Raw genomic sequence first — 17,320 nt, 5'->3', positions numbered from 1 at the left:
ATGCGGTGCCGGCCAGCGGCCGGCACTACCGTGGGCCGCGCCATCCACGCATGGCGTGGATCTACCGAGTGCAGCGACCCGCGTTTGCTTTCTTCTGTTGATTCCGTGGTAGGGCCGCCGCCGGAACCTGTCAGAGACCGTCCCGGCCAACGCCGGGATAGCTGTACGCGACCCACCACCAGGGGCTCTGCCGTTGGCCGTCCTACTCGATCCCTTCACGCTCGATCGGCACGCTGCGCGGGTTCTGCATGTGCTCGCGTGCAGCGCCGTACTGCTGCTGCCGCTTGTGGTGGAAGGCGACGAACTCATCACGCGGCAGCGGCCGCGAGAACAGCCAGCCCTGGCCGAATTCCACATGCCGGCTGTGCAGGTAGGCCAGCTGCGCTTCGGTTTCCACGCCCTCGGCCACCACCCACAGGCCCAGCTCCTTGGCCATGTCGATGATGTGCGGCGTGACCGGGCTGGTGGCGCTTTCGGTGCCGATCGCATCGATGAACGACTTGTCGATCTTCAGCGCATCCAGTGGCAGCTGCTGCAGGTACTGCAGGCTGGAGAAGCCGACGCCGAAATCGTCGATCGCCACGCTGTGGCCGGCGCGGCGGGCGGCGGCGAGCATGGTGCGCGCGCGGTCCAGGTCGAGGAAGCCACGTTCGGTGGCCTCCATCCAGATCTGCTGCGGCAGGATGCCGCTGCCGGCCATGTGCCGGGAAATCATCTTCAGGGCGCGGCCGCTGCTGATGTCTTCGGCGGCGAGGTTGATCGCGATGTGCGCGCTGCGGTCGGCCACCAGCAGCTCGCGCATGTCGCGCACCACGTTCTCGATCACCAGGTCGGTGACGTCGGCGATCATGCCGGCCTCTTCGGCCAGCGGAATGAACAGGTCCGGCCGCACCTGGGTGCCATCCGGGCGTTGCCAGCGCACCAGCGCCTCGGCGCCGACGCAGATGCCGGTGTCCAGTTCGATGATCGGCTGGTAATGCAGGTACAGCTCGCGGCGGCGGATGGCGGTGGCCAGCTCACCGCGCAGCGACAGGCGGCGCCGCGACAGCCAGATCACCAGGCCGGCCCCGGCGGCGGCCAGCAGCAGGCCGACCGGCACGTACAGCCATGCCTGCTGGCGGAAGGCGGCGGCCAGCGCGGTGCGCGGCGTGGTGGCGATGGCCAGCCATTCCTCGTTGCGCGCGGTGGCGAACAGCGTGGCGTGATCCAGGCCTTCGCCGGGGTCGCGCAGCAGTGCCTGCAGCAGGTCCGGATCCAGGCCGGGCTGTTTGGCCAGCAGGCGTCCATCGGGGCTGGCCAGCGCCAGCCGCACGTTCGGGTCGGCAATGACATCGACGAAGCGGCGGGGGTCCACCAGTGCGTCGTAGGACCCATACAGGACCGCCAGCACCTGGCGGCGGCCGCTGATTTCCGGGCGCACATCCACTGCAATGCCTGCGCCATCGCTGGTGACGTGGTCCGGCGTGGGTTGATCCACATCGGACAGGAACGGACCCCACGAGGTGCAGCGCAGCTTGCCACCTTCGAAGTAGCCCATCTGGTCGATCGATGGGGTGGTCATCACCAGGGTCTGCATGCGCCGGATGTGTTCGGGGCTGCAGGGTACGTAGGCGCCGGCCTCGGCCGATTTCAGTGCCGCCAGCGCTTCCTGGTAGGACAGGTCGGAGCGGCGCAGGGTGCGATCGGCGATGTCGCGCAGGCGCTGCTGTTCGACGCTGATCGCGCGGTCCCAGGTGGCGTAGGCCATGACCGCGATCGGCAGCGCAGCGGCCAGCAGGGCCAGGGCGGTGCCGCCGATGATGACGCGCAGCCGGCTCATGGCCGGGGCTCCAGCGGGGCGGGCGGGGCAGGGCGCATGGTGGGCCGGTCCTTGGGCAGGTGCGGCTATCTGAGCATGGCGCCGGGCCGGGCGGAATGGGATCAATACGGTATTCGGTCACATTGTGGTGAAAGCGGCCCGCTTTGACGCAATAGGTCCGTCTGGCGCTGGCGCTCGGCGCCGCGGAGGACTACCGTCGAATGCTTCGCCCGCCCCTTTTGCCCGCGCCCATGACCGAGCCCGCAACGCCCCCCGAGCACCTGCGCCGCAGCCTGTCCAACCGCCACCTGCAACTGATCGCCATCGGCGGTGCCATCGGCACCGGCCTGTTCATGGGATCGGGCAAGACCATCAGCCTGGCCGGCCCCTCCATCGTCTTCGTCTACCTGATCATCGGCGCGATGCTGTTCTTCGTGATGCGCGCGATGGGCGAACTGCTGCTGTCCAACCTGCAGTACAAATCCTTCATCGATTTCTCCACCGACCTGCTCGGCCCGTGGGCCGGGTTCTTCTGTGGATGGACCTACTGGTTCTGCTGGATCGTCACCGCCATCGCCGATGTGATCGCCATTGCCGCCTACGCGCAGTTCTGGTTCCCCGGGCTTGAAGCCTGGAAACCGGCGCTGGCCTGCGTGATGCTGCTGCTGGCATTGAACCTGGTGACGGTGAAGCTGTTCGGCGAAATGGAATTCTGGTTCGCGCTGATCAAGATCGTGGCGATCTGCGCGCTGATCATCACGGGCGCCGGGCTGGTGGCGTGGGGCTTCACCTCACCCAGCGGCCACACCGCGTCGCTGTCGAACCTGTGGAATGACGGTGGCATGTTCCCGATGGGGCTGGTCGGCTTCTTCGCCGGCTTCCAGATTGCGGTGTTCGCCTTCGTCGGCATCGAGCTGGTCGGCACCACCGCCGCCGAAACCGCCGACCCCGAGCGCAACCTGCCCAAGGCGATCAACTCGATCCCGGTGCGCATCATCATCTTCTACGTGCTGGCGCTGATCGCGATCATGGCGGTCACCCCGTGGCGCCAGGTGGTGCCGGACAAGAGCCCGTTCGTGCAGCTGTTCGTGCTGGCCGGCATTCCCGCCGCCGCCAGCCTGATCAACTTCGTGGTGCTGACGTCGGCCACGTCCTCGGCCAACAGCGGCATCTTCTCCACCAGCCGCATGCTGTACGGCCTGGCCGAAGAGGGCCACGCCCCGCGCGGGCTGTCGAAACTGTCGCGCGCCGCAGTGCCGGCCCGTGGCCTGCTGTTCTCGTGCCTGTGCCTGCTGGGCGGCACGCTGCTGATCTACCTGATTCCCAACCTGGTGACCGCCTTCACCCTGGTGACGACACTGGCGACGGTGCTGTTCATCTTCGTCTGGTCGCTGATCCTGGTGGCCTACATGGCCTATCGGCGTCGCTATCCGGAGCGCCATGCTGCATCGATCTTCAAGATGCCCGGCGGCGTCGCGATGTGCTGGGCCTGCCTGGTGTTCTTCGCCGCCGTGCTGGTGCTGCTGAGCCTGCAGGGCGACACCCGCCAGGCGCTGATCGCCAGCCCGGCGTGGTTCGTGCTGCTGGGCGTGGGCTATTGGGTGCGTCGGAGGACCGCGAAGTGATCCGAAGTGGGGTCAGATCCCGTTGCTCAGCAACGGGATCTGACCCCGGCAGGTCGCGGGAGGTTGCCGGCCAGCGGCCGGCACTACCACGGGTGCAGGACGCCGCCCTGCCGGCCCCCATTCACCCAACATTAGCGGGCACGGCCGGATCATCCGGCCGCCATGTCCCCTCGCCCCGTCCTGCTCGCGCTGTTGCTGCTGCCCAGCCTGTGGCCCGGGCTGGCCGCCGCGCGCACCGTCTACCGCTGCGTGCAGGGCAACACCGTCAGCCTGGCCACCGCGCCTGAGCCGGGATCGCGGTGCACGCCGAAGGAGATCGACGACAACGCCGTCCAGACCCCGAACCTGTGGGGCAACATGGGCGTGTTCAGCGGCGTGCTGTACGAGCGCGAACAGGACGGAGCGCTGGTCTACTCCACGCGCAACCTGCCCGGCTCACGGGTGTTCCTGAAGTTCACCGTGGCCACGCCGCCAGGCGAGCCGGCGCACGAAGGCCTGGGCAAGGTCGGCACGCCGCAGCTGGCGCAGCACGCCAGGCAGTTCAAGGCCGCGTCCAAGGCCACCGGCGTCGATGATGCCTGGCTGCGTGCCATCGCCCACGCCGAAAGCAATTTCGACGCGCTGGCGGTATCCAGCAAGGGCGCACAGGGCGTGATGCAGCTGATGCCCGAAACCGCGCAGGAATACGGGGTGAGCGATCCGTTCTCGCCGCAGCAGTCGATCGAGGGTGGCGCGCGCTACATGCGCGCGCTGCTGCGCCGCTACAACGGCGACCGCCCGTTGGCGGCGGCTGCCTACAACGCGGGCATCGGTGCGGTCACCCGCTACAAGGGCGTGCCGCCCTACGCCGAAACCCTGGCCTACGTGGACAAGGTGATGGCGCTGTACGCACGCTACCGCGAAGCGATGGGCATCCGCACCGAAGTGCCGGCGCGCTAGCGGACGGTGCTGCCTGCACGTGGCGTTGTAGAGCCGAGCCGATGCTCGGCTGCGCCAATTGCAGCCGAGCATCGGCTCGGCTCTACACAAAAAGCCGCTCAGCGCGAGGTGGAGGTGCTGACCAGGTCGTAGCGCTCGATGCGGCCGACGCGTGCCACCTCGGCCTGCACGTCGGCACGCTGCTTGAGTGCACGCCACGCGGCATCGATGCGCACATCGCCCGGCAATGACGGATAGGTTCGCATGTCCTGCAGGCTGGCCAGGGTTTCCCCGCGTTCGATGGGCGAGCGCAGCTGTTCGATCAGCACGGCGGCGGCACCGTCCAGGTTGCCTTCCTCCAGCAGCATTTCGCGATGGAACAGGCGGGCATCCTCGCGCTGGGCCAGGATCACCGCGCGTGCCGCTTCGCGCGCCTTGGCATCACCGCGCTCGCGGGCGGCGGCGAACTGCAGCAGCGCCTGCGCGGCCTTGCCGTAGCCGGCGAGGCCCGGCATGTCATTCACTGCCTGCGCAGCGTCCTGCATGCGCCCCAGCGAACTGAAGACGAAGCCGACATTCATCTGGTGCTCGACACCATCCGGGCCGAGTGCGCCGATGCGTTGGGCCTGTTGCGCCGTGGCCAGTGCCTCATCGGTGCGGCCCAGCCGGCGCAGTGCGGTGAGCCGGCTGTTGAGCAGCCAGGCCACCCATTCCGCTTCGGCGGCGGCAGGTGATTCGCCGTTGCTCGCGGCACCGGCCATGCCCTCGGTCAACGACAGCACTTCCTCGTTGCGGTCCAGCATGAGCAGGGTGGTGCTGAACTCGGCCATGCGCGCGTCCAGTGCACGGTCGAGCAGGCCGGAGACGCGCAGTTCATCGAGGTGGCGCTGCGCCGCCTGCACCGGATCGAAACGCGCATCGCCGCGATCGACATAACGGTCGAAGCGCTTGTCGCTGCGCAGGCGGATGATCTCGGCCGGGCTGTCGATGCGGGCCAGCGTGGCTGGAATGCCGTCGCCACGGCCATTGTCGGCCTGCAGCGTGGCCAGCGTCAGCCACAGCCCGGTGGGTTCCAGGCCGGCACTTTTCCAGCCGTTGTCAAACAGCGCCTGCAGCAGGTCCATGCGCTTCATCGGCTGGTCACGCAGGCGGTACTGCAGGTAGTTGATGGCGTGGTGATCGACCGGCAGCGGCGCGTCGGCATGCTGCAGTGCCTTCACCAGGAAGGTGGTGGCTGCGGCCGGCTGGTTGTCCGACAGTTCCACCGACACCTGGGTAAGCAGGATCTGTGCATCCTCCGGCAGGGCCTCCTGCGCCCGCTGCAGGTAGCGGCGGGCCAGGGCCGGCTTCTTCTGCATCAGTGCGGTCCAGCCAGCGACCTGCGAGGCGCGGCCACGATGCTCGGCATCGAAGTCGTCCAGCAGGGGATCCTCCATCAGCCGTTCCATGCTGATCAGCGCGCCCAGCGTGTTGCCACTGCGTGACTGCTGGATGGCCTCATCCCAGCGCGTGGCATAGGCCTGATGCATCGCATCGGCGGTGATTGACGGCTTCTGCGGCGCCACCGTGATCGAAGCAGTGGCGGATGTGCTGGCCAATGCGGCCAGCAGCAGGGCGGTGAGCGGGAGAACGCGGGGCATGGAGAATCTCCATCCGTGGGAACCGCATTGAACCTGCTGCAGCCAGCGAGGACAAGCACGACGAAGCGAATTCTGGCGTTCAGCCGCACAATCGGCCGTGGCGGATCGCACGCGCAGCGTCTATTGTCGGTGCCTCTTCAGACAGCAGGCAGGCAGCGCAGCACGATGGCACGGTGGCAATGGATGGCGGCAGGCGTAGCGTTGGCGACGGTAGTGGCATTGGCTGCGACCTGGTGGGAGACACCGCTGCATACGCTGGCTGAACCGGCGGGTCCGGCTCCGACGCCGTTGGCGTGGACCGCGCAGATCGAACCGCTGGTCGGCGATGGCCACCCGGGTGACCGTGATGGCGCGTCCGCGCAGGCACGCTTCGCCGATCCGTACGCGTTGCTGCGCAGTGCCGATGGCAGCGTCTATTTCACCGATGCCGGCGACAACAACCGGATCCGTCGCCGCCTTCCCGATGGCCGCGTTGAAACGGTGGCCGGGCAGGGCGAGGGACGTGTCGATGGCCCTGCACTGCAGGCCAGTTTCAACACGCCTTCGGGCATTGCCGCCGACGCGCAGGGCAACCTGTATGTGGCCGACACCGGCAACCATGCGATCCGCCGCATCAGCACCGATGGCCAGGTGACCACGCTGGCCGGTGGCGAACAGGGCCACGCCGACGGCCCTGCCGCGCAGGCCCGCTTCGATGCGCCGATGGGCATCGCCGTGGATGCGCAGGGCCAGGTTTACGTGGCCGATACGTTCAACGATCGCATCCGGGTGATCGGTACCGATGGCAGCGTGCGCACCCTGGCCGGTGGTGATCGGCCGGGCCTTGCCGATGGCGTGGGCGCCGCTGCGCGCTTCGATACGCCGGTGGCGCTGGCCTTCGACGCGCAGGGCGCGTTGCTGGTGGCCGACCTGTTCAACAACGCCGTGCGCCGGGTGGGTGCCGATGGTACGGTCAGCACCGTGGTCGCCGCCGGTGGCGTGATCAATGGGCCGCTGTCGTTGGCCACCACCCATGACGGCGTGCTGTACGTGGGTGATCTCGATGGCCGCATCGTGCAGGTGACGCCGCAGGGCCATCAGATCGCGCTGGTCGGCAATGGCCGCCTGCCGCGCCTGGCCCGCCCCAGCGGATTGGCGCTGGATGCCGATGGCAGCGTGCTGGTGGCCGACGCCGCCAGCTACCGCCTGCATCGCCTGCGCCCGCTGCCGGTGGGCGACCTGCCGGCACCGGCACTGGTCGGCCCGGCTGCCGATGCCGCGCTGCCGAAGACCGGGGGCCGTTGGCCGCTGGCACCGCAGGACGGCTGGCACGAAGTGGTCGGCACCTTGGGCGAGGTGCGCGGCAACTTCACCGGTGAGAGCCGCCACCACCTGCATGGCGGCTTCGACGTGCGCGGTGATGTGGGCCAGACCGTGCTGGCGATCGCCGAAGGCAAGATCAGCAGCCCGGTGGCCGCCTGGAACCTGGGTGAGCAGGCCGAGGGCCTGGTCGTGGATCGCCTCAAGTACATCCACATGCGGGTCGGCCGCACCCCGCGCGACGAACCCTACGATGCGCGCTGGCAGGCGCTGTACGACGAGCAGGGCAGGCTGGAGCGGATGCGCGTGCGCCGCGGCATGCGCATCCACGTCGGTGACCGCCTGGGCAGCATCAACAACCAGGCGCACGTGCACCTGGCGGTGGGTACCGGCGGCTTCGAGACCAACGCGGTGGCGCTGGGCTTCCAGGGCTACGCCGACCACTTCGCGCCGCGCATCACCGATGTGGCCCTGCTGGACGACAACGACCAGCCGATGGCCGCCGGCAGCGATGGCGTGGTGATGATGGCGCGCCAGGGCCGCGGCGTGCAGATCGTGGTCGAGGCCTGGGACCAGGTCGACAACAACCTGCCGCGCCGCCGCCTGGGCATGTACCAGGTCGGTTACCAGATCCTCGATGCCGCTGGGCAGCCGCTGCAGGGTTACGAGCAGCCGCGCTGGAACATCGTGTTCAACCGCATGCCGCCGCAGAAGGAAGCGGTGCGCGTGGCCTACGCACCGGACAGCGGCATCACCGTGCATGGCAGCGCGGTCACCCGTTTCCGCTACCTGGCCACCAACACCGTGCGCGACGGCCTGATGGAAACCGGGCGCTGGCAGCCGGCGGCGCTGCCGCCGGGCGAGTACATCGTGCGCGCCAGCGTGCGCGACTACAGCGGCAACGAAGGCGTCGGCCCGCGCGAGATCAGGGTACGGCTGCTGCCATAGCCGCAGCCGGGGCGCCGCAACGTTCGCGCTCGGCGTCCATGTCTTCCAGCGGCCGCACTTCAATGCTGCCGAAGCGCGCCCACGGGAAGTCGCGGGCGATGCGCATGGCTTCGTCGCGGTCGCGGGCGACGATCAGGTTGAAGCCGGCCAGCAGTTCGCGGGTTTCGGCGAACGGGCCATCGAGAACACGGCTGTTGCCATCACGCACGCGCAGGGTCTGTGCAGTGTCGACCGGCTGCAGTTTCTGCGCGGCCAGCAGCGTGCCTTCGGCCTGCAGCTTGTCGGCGTGGGCCAGGCAGTCGCGCATCAGCGCGTTGAATTCTTCGATGGGCAGGGCCTGCAGCAGGGCAGGCTCGATATAGATCAGAAGCAGGTACTGCTGCATGGGACGGTCCTGGCGGGGGCGGGGTGTCCATGATGGCGCAGGTTTGCCCGCCGGCATGCTGCAGCGCGAAAAGCCGCCTGCGGCGGGCGATCGGCGAACGGCGGAGCCCCTCCGTGGTGGGGTGGGTGGGTCGCTGAAAGCGGGTTTCCTGAGGGTGGGCCGGGCGGGCGGGATTGGCGGGGACGCCGTGAATCCGTCCCTGGAGGCTTAGCCGCGCCATCCACGGCGCGGATACCCCGCCAACCCCACCCGCCCGGCCCCAGACAGATTCCGGCGGCCGATCCACCACGGGAAATCAACAAGCAAGAGCAAAAGCGGGTCGCTTCGCTCGCAAAGCCGAGCCCGCCAGCCAACCGCCTTTGCTTTTTCTGTTGCTGTTGCTGTTGCTGTTGCCTTTTCTCTTGATCTTCCCGTGGTGGGTACCGGAGGCAGGAAACTGTCCAGGGCCGGGTGGGTAGGCGGGGCGAGGGTGTCCGCGGCATGGATGCCGCGGCCAAGCCCCCATGGATGGGTTTACGGCGTCCCCCGACCCGCCTACCCACCCGGCCAAACCCATGAACCCGCGCTTTCAGCGACCACCCACCCCACCACGGAGGGGCTCCGCCGTTCGCCGACCTCCGCCGAAGGCGCGCTTTCCACGGAAGAAATAATTTTCAGAGGACGTGTCGATTCCCAGCCCCCTGGTTCGTTGTACCCAATGAAGGGCACGCACCACGCGTCCCCACGGGAGACCGCAATGAAAGTGATGGTGATCGTGAAGGCCAACGCCGACTCCGAAGCCGGCCGCATGCCCAGCGAACAGGAACTGTCCGAAATGGGCGCCTTCAACGAACAACTGGTGGCCGCCGGCATCATGCTGGCCGGTGAAGGCCTGCACGCCACCCAGCGCGGCCGTCGCATTCACTTCGGCGGCGGGGCACCCCAGGTCGAGGCCGGTCCGTTCGGTCCTGCCAGTGAACAGATCGCCGGCTTCTGGCTGTGGGAGGTGCGGTCGCTGGACGAAGCGGTTGAATGGGCCAGCCGCGCGCCGTTCGGCAGTGGCGGCACGCTCGAACTGCGTCCCTTGATCTCCGCTGAAGACTTCGGTGAAGCCTTCACCCCCGAATTACAGCAGCAGGAACAGCGTCTGCGTGCACAGCTGGAAGGTTGACCCGATTCATCTCCACGCCGGGCACGACCCGGCGCTACCGCCCTGAACCACATCACGGAGTATTGCCATGAGACTGATTCCCTTCCTCGGCTTCAGCGGCCAGGCCCACGAGGCGATGGCGTTCTACGCCAAGGCACTGGGTGGCCAGGTCACTTCGGAAATGAAATACCGTGACATGCCGCCGTCCGATGGCATGCCCGGCTGCAATGAAATGCCGGCGCAGACGCTGGACCACGTCGCGCACAGCCAGCTGGAGATCGGCAACGCCATCGTGATGGCGGCCGACGGCCCCGGCGGCGGCGAGGGTGGCTCGACCACCATCAATGTCGATGTCGACAGCATCGAAGAAGCCGAACGCGTGTTCGCTGCACTGGCCGAAGGTGGCCAGGTGCAGATGCCGATCGCCGAAACGTTCTGGGCACACCGCTGGGGCATGCTGATCGACCGCTACGGTAAGCCGTGGATGGTCAACTGCATGAAGCAGCCCTGATCCCACTTTCTTTCATCCACAAGGAGCTTCACCGATGAGTGCACCGCAACCGCAGATGATCTTCGTCAACCTGCCCGTGCAGGATCTGAACGCGTCCAAGACCTTTTTCGCCGCGCTGGGCTACAGCTTCAACCCGACCTTCACCAATGACGATGCCGCCTGCATGGTGATCAGCGAGAGCATCTTCGTGATGCTGCTGACCCAGCCGTTCTTCAAGCAGTTCACCACCAAGCCAATCGCCGACGCACGCAGCCAGACCGAGGTGATCACCTGCCTGTCGGCGGACAGCCGCAAGGCGGTGGACGTGATGGTGGACAAGGCTCTGGCGGCCGGCGCCAGTGAACCGCAGCCCGCGCGCGACTACGGTTTCATGTACCAGCGTGGCTTCCAGGACCTGGATGGCCATCTCTGGGAAATCGCACACATGGACGGCGAGCCGGGCTGACGGCCGCCGCAGGGAGAACCCGCATGGCTTACGTGGACGCTTACGTGCTGCCGTGCCCGCAGGACAAGGTGGCGGCCTACCGTCGCCTTGCCCGCAAGGCCGGTGCGGTGTGGAAGGACCATGGCGCGCTGCAGTACATGGAATGCGTGGCCGACGATGTGGAGCCGGGCAAGAGCACCTCCTTCCCGCGCGCGGTCAAGGCGAAACCGGGCGAGACGGTGATCGTCGCCTTCGTGGTGTTCCGCTCGCGCGCGGCACGCGACCGCATCAACGCAAAGGTGATGGCCGACCCGCGGCTGGCGTCGCTGGGTCCGAAGGACATGCCGTTCGATACCCGGCGCATGTTCTGGGGTGGCTTCAAGCCGATTGTTGAAGCGTGAGCTGCGGCGCTTGTGCGGGCCGGGCGTGCGTGCTGTGATCGGCGCATGCTCGAGCCCGCACTGACGCAGCGTCTGGAAACCCTCTGGCGGATGGAGTCGCCAGTGCTGATTGCGCGCCTGGCGCGGCTGCTCGGTGGCGATGTCGGCCGTGCCGAGGAGCTGGCCCAGGACACCTGGCTGGCCGCGCTGGAGCGTTGGCCGGAGCAGGGTATCCCGGACAACCCCGGAGCCTGGCTGATGACCACCGCGCGCAACCGTGCCATCGATGTGCTGCGCCAGCACCAGCGGGTGGCGCAGCAGCATGCGCAGTGGGGCGAGGAACTGCATCCGGCGGCACTGCCGGCGCCGGATGACAGCCAGGCACTGGAGGACGACCTGGGCGATGACCTGCTGCGGCTGATGTTCGTGGCCTGCCATCCCGTGCTGCCGGCCGATGCGCGGGTGGCACTGACCCTGCGCCTGCTCGGTGGCCTGAGCACCGTCGAGATTGCACGTGCGTTCCTGCAGCCGGAGCCGACCATCGCCCAGCGCATCGTGCGCGCCAAGCGCACGCTGGCGCAGAAGCAGGTGCCCTATGAAGTGCCACGCGCGGACGCGATGCCGGAGCGCCTGGCCTCGGTGCTGGAAGCGATCTATCTGGTGTTCAACGAAGGCTACGCCGCCAGCGCCGGTGATGACTGGATGCGCCCGGCGCTGTGCGAGGAAGCGCTGCGGCTGGCCCGCATCCTGGCGCATCGGTTGCCGGTGCCGCCGGTACTGGGCCTGCTGGCGCTGATGGAACTGCAGGCCTCGCGCGCAGCGGCACGGGTGGACGCGCAGGGCGCGCCGGTGCTGCTGGACCAGCAGAACCGCGCGCGCTGGGACTGGCTGCAGATCGACCGCGGGCAGCAGGTGCTGGCGCGCGCGTTGGCCATCGGTGGCGACCAGGATCCGTATGTGCTGCAGGCGCGCATCGCGGCCTGCCATGCGGCTGCGCGGCGCGCCGACGCGACCGACTGGCCGCGTATCGCCGCGCTCTATACACAGCTGCTGCAGGTGCAACCTTCGCCGGTGGTGGCATTGAACCGGGTGGTGGCGATCCTGCGCAGCGAAGGCCCGTTCGCCGCGTGGGCGCAGCTGCAGCCCCTGCTGGTCGACGCGCGCCTGCGCGACTATGCGCCGCTGCAGGTGGTGCGCGGCGAGCTGCTGCAGGCACTGGGGCGTGAGCAGGACGCACGTGACGCTTTTGGCCAGGCCGCTCGGCTCAGCCAGAACCAGGCCGAGCGCGGACTGCTGCGGCAACGGGCGGGCCTGCCCCCCACGGACTGAGCCGACAAAGGCAGCACTTGTCGCCGGCCGCCTGAGCGGCTATGTTTCGCGCCCAGCGGACGCATCAGCGTCCGCGATCCGTGCGTATTGACCGAGGAGCGGTTGGATGTATTCAAGGACGAAGAGCGCATCGCGCGCTTTTGCGCGCCTGCTTGCCTGTGCCCTGTGCCTGGCCGTATGGCCGATGGCCGTGCAGGCTGCGGACAAATCACAGCAGGCCTATTGGGCCGGTTTTGCCTATACCGCTGACGCCGCCGCCGTGCAGGCGACCACCCCGCATGCGCACGCGGTGCTGGAACGGCGTGGGCTGGTCCCGCTGAACCAGACGCTGGCACAGTCGCTCAAGCGCCGCGCACCGGCCCACCTGGAGCTGATCGACCAGCCGGTGGCGATGCTCGACGGCACCACCAGTGCCACCGTGCTGGCCGCTGCGCTGGATCGCGAGCTGGTCTCGGTCGAACCGATCGGCGACCAGTACAAGGTGCTGGTGGAAGTGGCGCTGCAGGCGTTGTTCTTCGACTTCCGCGAGCGCCAGGTGATCGCCTCCTATCCGCTCACCCTGCAGCGCATCGACGTGCAGGACTACCGTCCGGACAACGACGATATCGACGCGATCGTCGCCGATCTGCTGTACGGCGGTGCCGATACCAGCCTGTCGCAGGTACTGGCGGCCAGCCTGGCGCAGGCCCGGTTGCCCGATGCCGCCGTGCGTCGCCTGCAGGTGGGCGGGGTGACCCTGTCCGACGCGGCACGCGCCAAGCTGCCCGATCCGAAGTGGGAAGCACCGCTGCGTGCCACGCTTGCGCACGAACTGTCCAAGACGCTGTCGTCCAACACTGGCGTTGGCCTGCTGCCGCCGGCCTCGGGCCAGGCGATCGGCGGTGCGATGGCCGCCCGCTTTGCCGACGGCAAGGTCTACCAGCTGAAGATTCCCGAACCCGACTACGTCATCCAGCTGCAGGTCGATGCACTGAAGAACGGCGTGATCGAGGAAACCCCGGCGATGAAGACGATGCTGTTCGGCGCCTTCTTCACCGCCAAGGTGAGCGAGCCGTTCTCGGGCAAGGTCTATTTCGAACAGCCGCTGCGCAAGGGGGCCACCAAGGTGGTGCCGGTCACGCAGTGGCAGGTCGACCAGTGGTCGGCCAGCTACGAAACCCTGCTGGCCGGCTTCGACGCCTTCGCCGGCGCCGCCGCCAAGCGTGCCGATTCGCGCGCCTGGCTGGACGAACAGAAGCCGGGCGGCCGCCCGTTGCAGCAGCAGACCCAAGCCCTCCAGGAGTTGATCAAGTCATGTCGTTGATGCGTACCATCCTGCTCATCCTCATCGCGCTGGCGGTGGCCTCGCCGGTCGCTGCGCAGACCGCGAGTTCGCGCGGTACCGGCTCGGCCAGCTACGGCCTGCGCCTGAGCGCCGATACCCGTGCCCAGGCCCTGAACAAGGCCAAGGTCAATGCCCTGGAGGCGTACATCGCCGAAACCGGTGCGGCCAAGCTGCGCCTGTTCGAGGCGCGCCGCGCCGAGTTCATCGGCGAGATCGACCGCTACGTGCTCAGCGCCGTGCAGCTGTCGGACACCGAAGACAAGAAGGCCAAGACCTACAGCGTCACCGTCCGCGCCGAGATCAACACTACCCTGCTGCAGACCAAGCTGGATGCGGGTTCGGCCGTGGCCGGCGCCACCGCTGCGCAGCGCTCGCTGCTGACCTTCCTGTTCATGGCGCGCTCGCAGGACACCGTGCAGTCGTTCCAGGACAAGGAGTACCGCCGCGTCGACGCCAGCAGCAGCTACAGCGAGAACACCCGTGAAGGCGACAGCTTCCGCGGCAACTCGGTCAGCACCAACGGCAGCATCAACCAGAACGGTTCGGTGTCGGTCACCAGCGGCGGCAGCACCACCGCGCGCGCCGACAACATCACCTGGAAGGTGGCCAACGCCGCCGAAGTCAACACCGCGATGACTGGTGCCTTCAGCGCCGCCGGCTACGAGGTGGTTGAAGCCGAATACGTGGAAGGCGAGTCGCGCGGCCTGCTCAGCATCGAGCGCATCCGCAAGGACTTCAGCACCGGCAACGACCTGGCCCCGGCCACCCTGCGCGACACCGCCAATGGCATCCGTGCGGCCAACATCCCGTACATCGCCGTCGGCACCCTCGACGTCGGCATGCGTGACCGCGATCCGGCCAGCGGCAACACCCGCGTGTTCGTCACTGTCACCGGCAAGGTGCTGGACGTGACCGGTCGTTTCCCGCGCACCGTGTCGTCGGTCGGCCCGGTGCAGTTCTCCGGCACCGGCCCGAATGAAACCGTGGCCCGTACCAATGCCCTGCAGCTGGCTGCCGAAAAGGCCGCCCAGCAGATGATCAACGAACTGAACGTCAAGGCGGTCCGCTGATCCGCCGCCCCGGTGGGTGCCGAGCTCGCTCGGCATCGCCCCTGGGTTACCGATTCCCCACGTGCCGCACGCGGCCGTTTCTCCCAAAGGACTCTCACATGATCCGCAATACCGCTCTTGCCCTGGCCATCGCGGCCGCCACCCTGTCGATGCCGGCCCATGCCGGCCTGGGCAAGCTGAAGGACCTGGCTGGTGGCTCCACCGGCTCCTCCAGCAGCACCTCCAGCGCCGCTGCCCCGGACGAAGCCGCGCAGGAAGCGCTGGTGCGTCGTTTCGTCAGCTCGCAGTCGCACTCGCTGCAGGCCCAGACCTCGTTCGCCCGTGCCTTCGGCCTGGCCGAGCAGGTGCAGCTGCTGGAAGCCGAGCGCCAGGCGCTGTCGTCGGGTTCGGTCAGCGTCGATGCGATGAAGAAGTCGGTGTCGGTCAGCGAAGCCGCCCAGGCCGCGATCGACGAGCGCCAGGCCGCGCAGCCGGAGCTGAACGCTGAATCCAAGCAGCACTACGCCGAAGGCCTGGTCTCGCTGCTGGCGTCGGCCGCCGAAGCGCAGAAGCTGGGTGGCGAAGCCAGCAACTTCACCGCCGGCATGAAGAACCTGGGCGCCACCCAGATGGCTACCGTCGGCCGCAAGCTGGCCGCTGGTGCATGGGTGGCCAAGGAATCGCCGGGCTTCATCCAGGGCCTGTACGGTTCGACCAAGTCGGCTGTGACCTTCGCCAAGAAGAGCAAGGTCAAGGTGCCGTCCAACGCCGACTCGATGCTGGGCCAGCTGGACAAGATGAACTGATCCGAGGCGAATCCCCATGCGTACGACCTCCCGTTTGATCGGCCTGGGCCTGGCTGCCGCGCTGCTTGCAGCCTGTGGCAAGCAGGACACCCCGGCCGAAGCGCCCGCACCTGCCAAGGACAAGGCAACCAGTGCACTGGCCAGCAATGCGCCAGTGGAAGCAGCGCCCCTGCGTGGCACGCCGGATTTCGGCGGCACCACCCAGGTCGCGCGCGAGGCCGACGGCATCGGCAGCACCCCGGAACTGGCGGTGCTGGCGGCGTTGCAGTCGGCGGTGGCGCAGGTCAACGGCGTACGCGTGGCCAGCCAGATGCAGAGCCTGCGTGCAGGCCTGCATGTGGATGTGGATGACGAACACGTCGGCGATATCCGCGCCGACGCGTTCACCCAGCAGATGATCGCCGGCTCGCAGGGCGCGGTGCTGGGCTATGAAATCCTGTCGCAGGACGAAGTGCGGCAGCTGGATGAAGAAACCATCGCGCGCGTGCGCGCCAGCGACGAAGGCTGGAGCTTCAAGGGTTCGGCCTCTGCCAGCGCGTCCGGCGAGGCCACGGCCAAGGGCGGCGGAGCCTCGGCCAGCGTCAAGGAGAGCTACGACGAGAAGGTCAGCGTCGATGCCAAGCGTGGCGCAAGCTCGTTCGATTCGGATGTGACCCACCGCAGCATGCGCAGCTACTGGAAGGTGCGCGTGCGTGCACAGATTGCGCAGTACCGTGCACCGGACGAGCAGGGCAAGCCGAAGATCGTGGTCGCGCTGCCGCGCACCAAGGCCGGCAGCTATGCCGTGGGCGATGGCCGCGTGAGTGCCGATGAAGTGGCCGACGCGATCCGCGCGCGCCTGTCCGACACGCTGACCCAGACCCAGCGCTTCATCGTGCTGGATCGCGAGTTCGGCGACGAACTGCAGGCCGAGATCGACCATATCAACAGCGGCAACGTGCGCCTGCAGGACACCGCACGCGTTGGGCAGCAGCTGGCGACCGACCTGATCCTGATCCCGACCATCGAACGCTTCGAGTACCCGCGCAGCGTGCGCAACCTGCGCATGTCCGACCGCCAGGTGACCTCGTACTCCGGTGGCGGCCGCATCACCCTGCGCCTGATCAACGCCACCACCGGCCAGGTGGTGATGTCCGACAGCTTCGACCACCAGCTGGCCTCGACCGGCCCGAGCACCCTGCCCCGCGTGGTCAACGGCCGCAACATGGCCGCGGCGATGATGGAATCGCTGTCGGGCCAGATCGGTACCACCATCGTCACCACGCTGTTCCCGGTGTCGGTGGTTTCTGTGGACGGTGACCAGGTGGTGCTGAGCCAGGGTGGCGAAACCCTGCAGGCCGGCCAGCGCTGGCAGGCCGTGCGCCTGGGCGAGGAACTGAAGGACCCGCAGACCGGCCGCTCACTGGGCCGCAGTGAACACCCGTGCTGCACCATCCGCATCGACCGCGTGGCCGCACAGACCTCGTACGGCACCATCGAAGACGGCGTCGACGCGATGCGCGGCGGTTTCCGCCCGGGCCAGATCGAACTGCGCCAGAAGCTGGGCAGCAAGCCGGCCGCCGCCGCAGGTGCGACTGCCTCGGCCGCTCCCGCCGCCGCCGCACGCCCGGCGGCCAAGCCGAAGCCCAAGCCCGCTGCTGCCCCGGCCGAAGACCCGAACTGGTAACACGCCCAAGCAACACACCGATGGGGTCAGAGCCCTTTTCCGGCGGGAAAAGGATCTGACCCCTTCGTGTTTCCGTGCGTGTCGACCAA

At 68.0% G+C, this 17,320-nt stretch carries 15 protein-coding genes; 12 read left to right on the top strand and 3 right to left on the bottom strand.

The features are described 5' to 3' along the window. Window positions 1-202: 202 nt before the first annotated feature. Complete coding sequence (locus AC5P8R_RS12030) at window positions 203-1,819, bottom strand: EAL domain-containing protein (protein ID WP_075076829.1); 1,617 nt, start codon at window positions 1,817-1,819, stop codon at window positions 203-205. Window positions 1,820-2,049: 230 nt separating this feature from the next. Between AC5P8R_RS12030 and cycA the strand changes: the two genes are divergently transcribed. Next, a complete protein-coding gene (cycA, locus tag AC5P8R_RS12025) occupies window positions 2,050-3,423 on the top strand; it encodes a D-serine/D-alanine/glycine transporter (RefSeq protein WP_032962245.1) in 1,374 nt (457 codons plus the stop codon). Window positions 3,424-3,585: 162 nt separating this feature from the next. Then, window positions 3,586-4,362: a lytic transglycosylase domain-containing protein gene (locus AC5P8R_RS12020; protein ID WP_032962246.1), complete on the top strand. Its 777-nt coding sequence runs from the start codon at window positions 3,586-3,588 to the stop codon at window positions 4,360-4,362. A gap of 98 nt (window positions 4,363-4,460) precedes the next feature. On the opposite strand, the gene AC5P8R_RS12015 is transcribed toward AC5P8R_RS12020, so the two are convergent. Then, window positions 4,461-5,981 (bottom strand): hypothetical protein, encoded by a 1,521-nt coding sequence (locus tag AC5P8R_RS12015; protein WP_111206133.1) that lies wholly within the window; start codon window positions 5,979-5,981, stop codon window positions 4,461-4,463. Between the two features lie 165 nt (window positions 5,982-6,146). Between AC5P8R_RS12015 and AC5P8R_RS12010 the strand changes: the two genes are divergently transcribed. Then, the gene (locus AC5P8R_RS12010; RefSeq protein WP_495223445.1) at window positions 6,147-8,228 is read left to right on the top strand and encodes a gluconolaconase; all 2,082 of its coding nucleotides are present in this window, start codon (window positions 6,147-6,149) and stop codon (window positions 8,226-8,228) included. Here AC5P8R_RS12010 and AC5P8R_RS12005 read toward each other — a convergent pair. Further along, complete coding sequence (locus AC5P8R_RS12005) at window positions 8,206-8,613, bottom strand: YciI family protein (protein ID WP_012479004.1); 408 nt, start codon at window positions 8,611-8,613, stop codon at window positions 8,206-8,208. The genes AC5P8R_RS12010 and AC5P8R_RS12005 overlap by 23 nt on opposite strands. Window positions 8,614-9,349: 736 nt before the next feature. On the opposite strand from AC5P8R_RS12005, the gene AC5P8R_RS12000 reads away from it, so the two are divergent. From AC5P8R_RS12000 to AC5P8R_RS11960, 9 genes are all read left to right on the top strand, one after another. Then, entirely contained in the window at window positions 9,350-9,763 is a 414-nt protein-coding gene (locus AC5P8R_RS12000) for a YciI family protein (protein WP_014645771.1), read from the top strand. A gap of 67 nt (window positions 9,764-9,830) precedes the next feature. Further along, window positions 9,831-10,253, top strand: coding sequence for a VOC family protein (locus AC5P8R_RS11995; RefSeq protein ID WP_169412373.1), 423 nt, complete (start codon window positions 9,831-9,833; stop codon window positions 10,251-10,253). A gap of 34 nt (window positions 10,254-10,287) precedes the next feature. Continuing rightward, a complete protein-coding gene (locus AC5P8R_RS11990; protein WP_014645773.1) occupies window positions 10,288-10,698 on the top strand; it encodes a VOC family protein in 411 nt (136 codons plus the stop codon). 23 nt (window positions 10,699-10,721) lie between these two features. Continuing rightward, a complete protein-coding gene (locus AC5P8R_RS11985) occupies window positions 10,722-11,078 on the top strand; it encodes a DUF1428 domain-containing protein (RefSeq protein WP_014645774.1) in 357 nt (118 codons plus the stop codon). Between the two features lie 45 nt (window positions 11,079-11,123). Then, a complete protein-coding gene (locus AC5P8R_RS11980; protein WP_495223444.1) occupies window positions 11,124-12,386 on the top strand; it encodes an RNA polymerase sigma factor in 1,263 nt (420 codons plus the stop codon). 106 nt (window positions 12,387-12,492) lie between these two features. Further along, window positions 12,493-13,689, top strand: a complete 1,197-nt coding sequence (locus AC5P8R_RS11975; protein WP_111205906.1) for a hypothetical protein — start codon at window positions 12,493-12,495, stop codon at window positions 13,687-13,689. Continuing rightward, the gene (locus AC5P8R_RS11970; RefSeq protein WP_014645777.1) at window positions 13,680-14,780 is read left to right on the top strand and encodes a hypothetical protein; all 1,101 of its coding nucleotides are present in this window, start codon (window positions 13,680-13,682) and stop codon (window positions 14,778-14,780) included. The genes AC5P8R_RS11975 and AC5P8R_RS11970 overlap by 10 nt, the downstream gene beginning before the upstream one ends. Window positions 14,781-14,878: 98 nt before the next feature. Continuing rightward, on the top strand, window positions 14,879-15,565 hold the full coding sequence (locus tag AC5P8R_RS11965; protein WP_014645778.1) for a hypothetical protein: 687 nt from the start codon (window positions 14,879-14,881) through the stop codon (window positions 15,563-15,565). A gap of 16 nt (window positions 15,566-15,581) precedes the next feature. Further along, window positions 15,582-17,231, top strand: coding sequence for a CsgG/HfaB family protein (locus AC5P8R_RS11960; RefSeq protein ID WP_041863036.1), 1,650 nt, complete (start codon window positions 15,582-15,584; stop codon window positions 17,229-17,231). Window positions 17,232-17,320: the final 89 nt, after the last annotated feature.

Source organism: Stenotrophomonas sp. YJH_SMC_73 (assembly GCF_059370155.1).
Note: the sequence above shows the minus strand (reverse complement) of the source record. Positions and strands in the feature narration are given on the sequence as shown.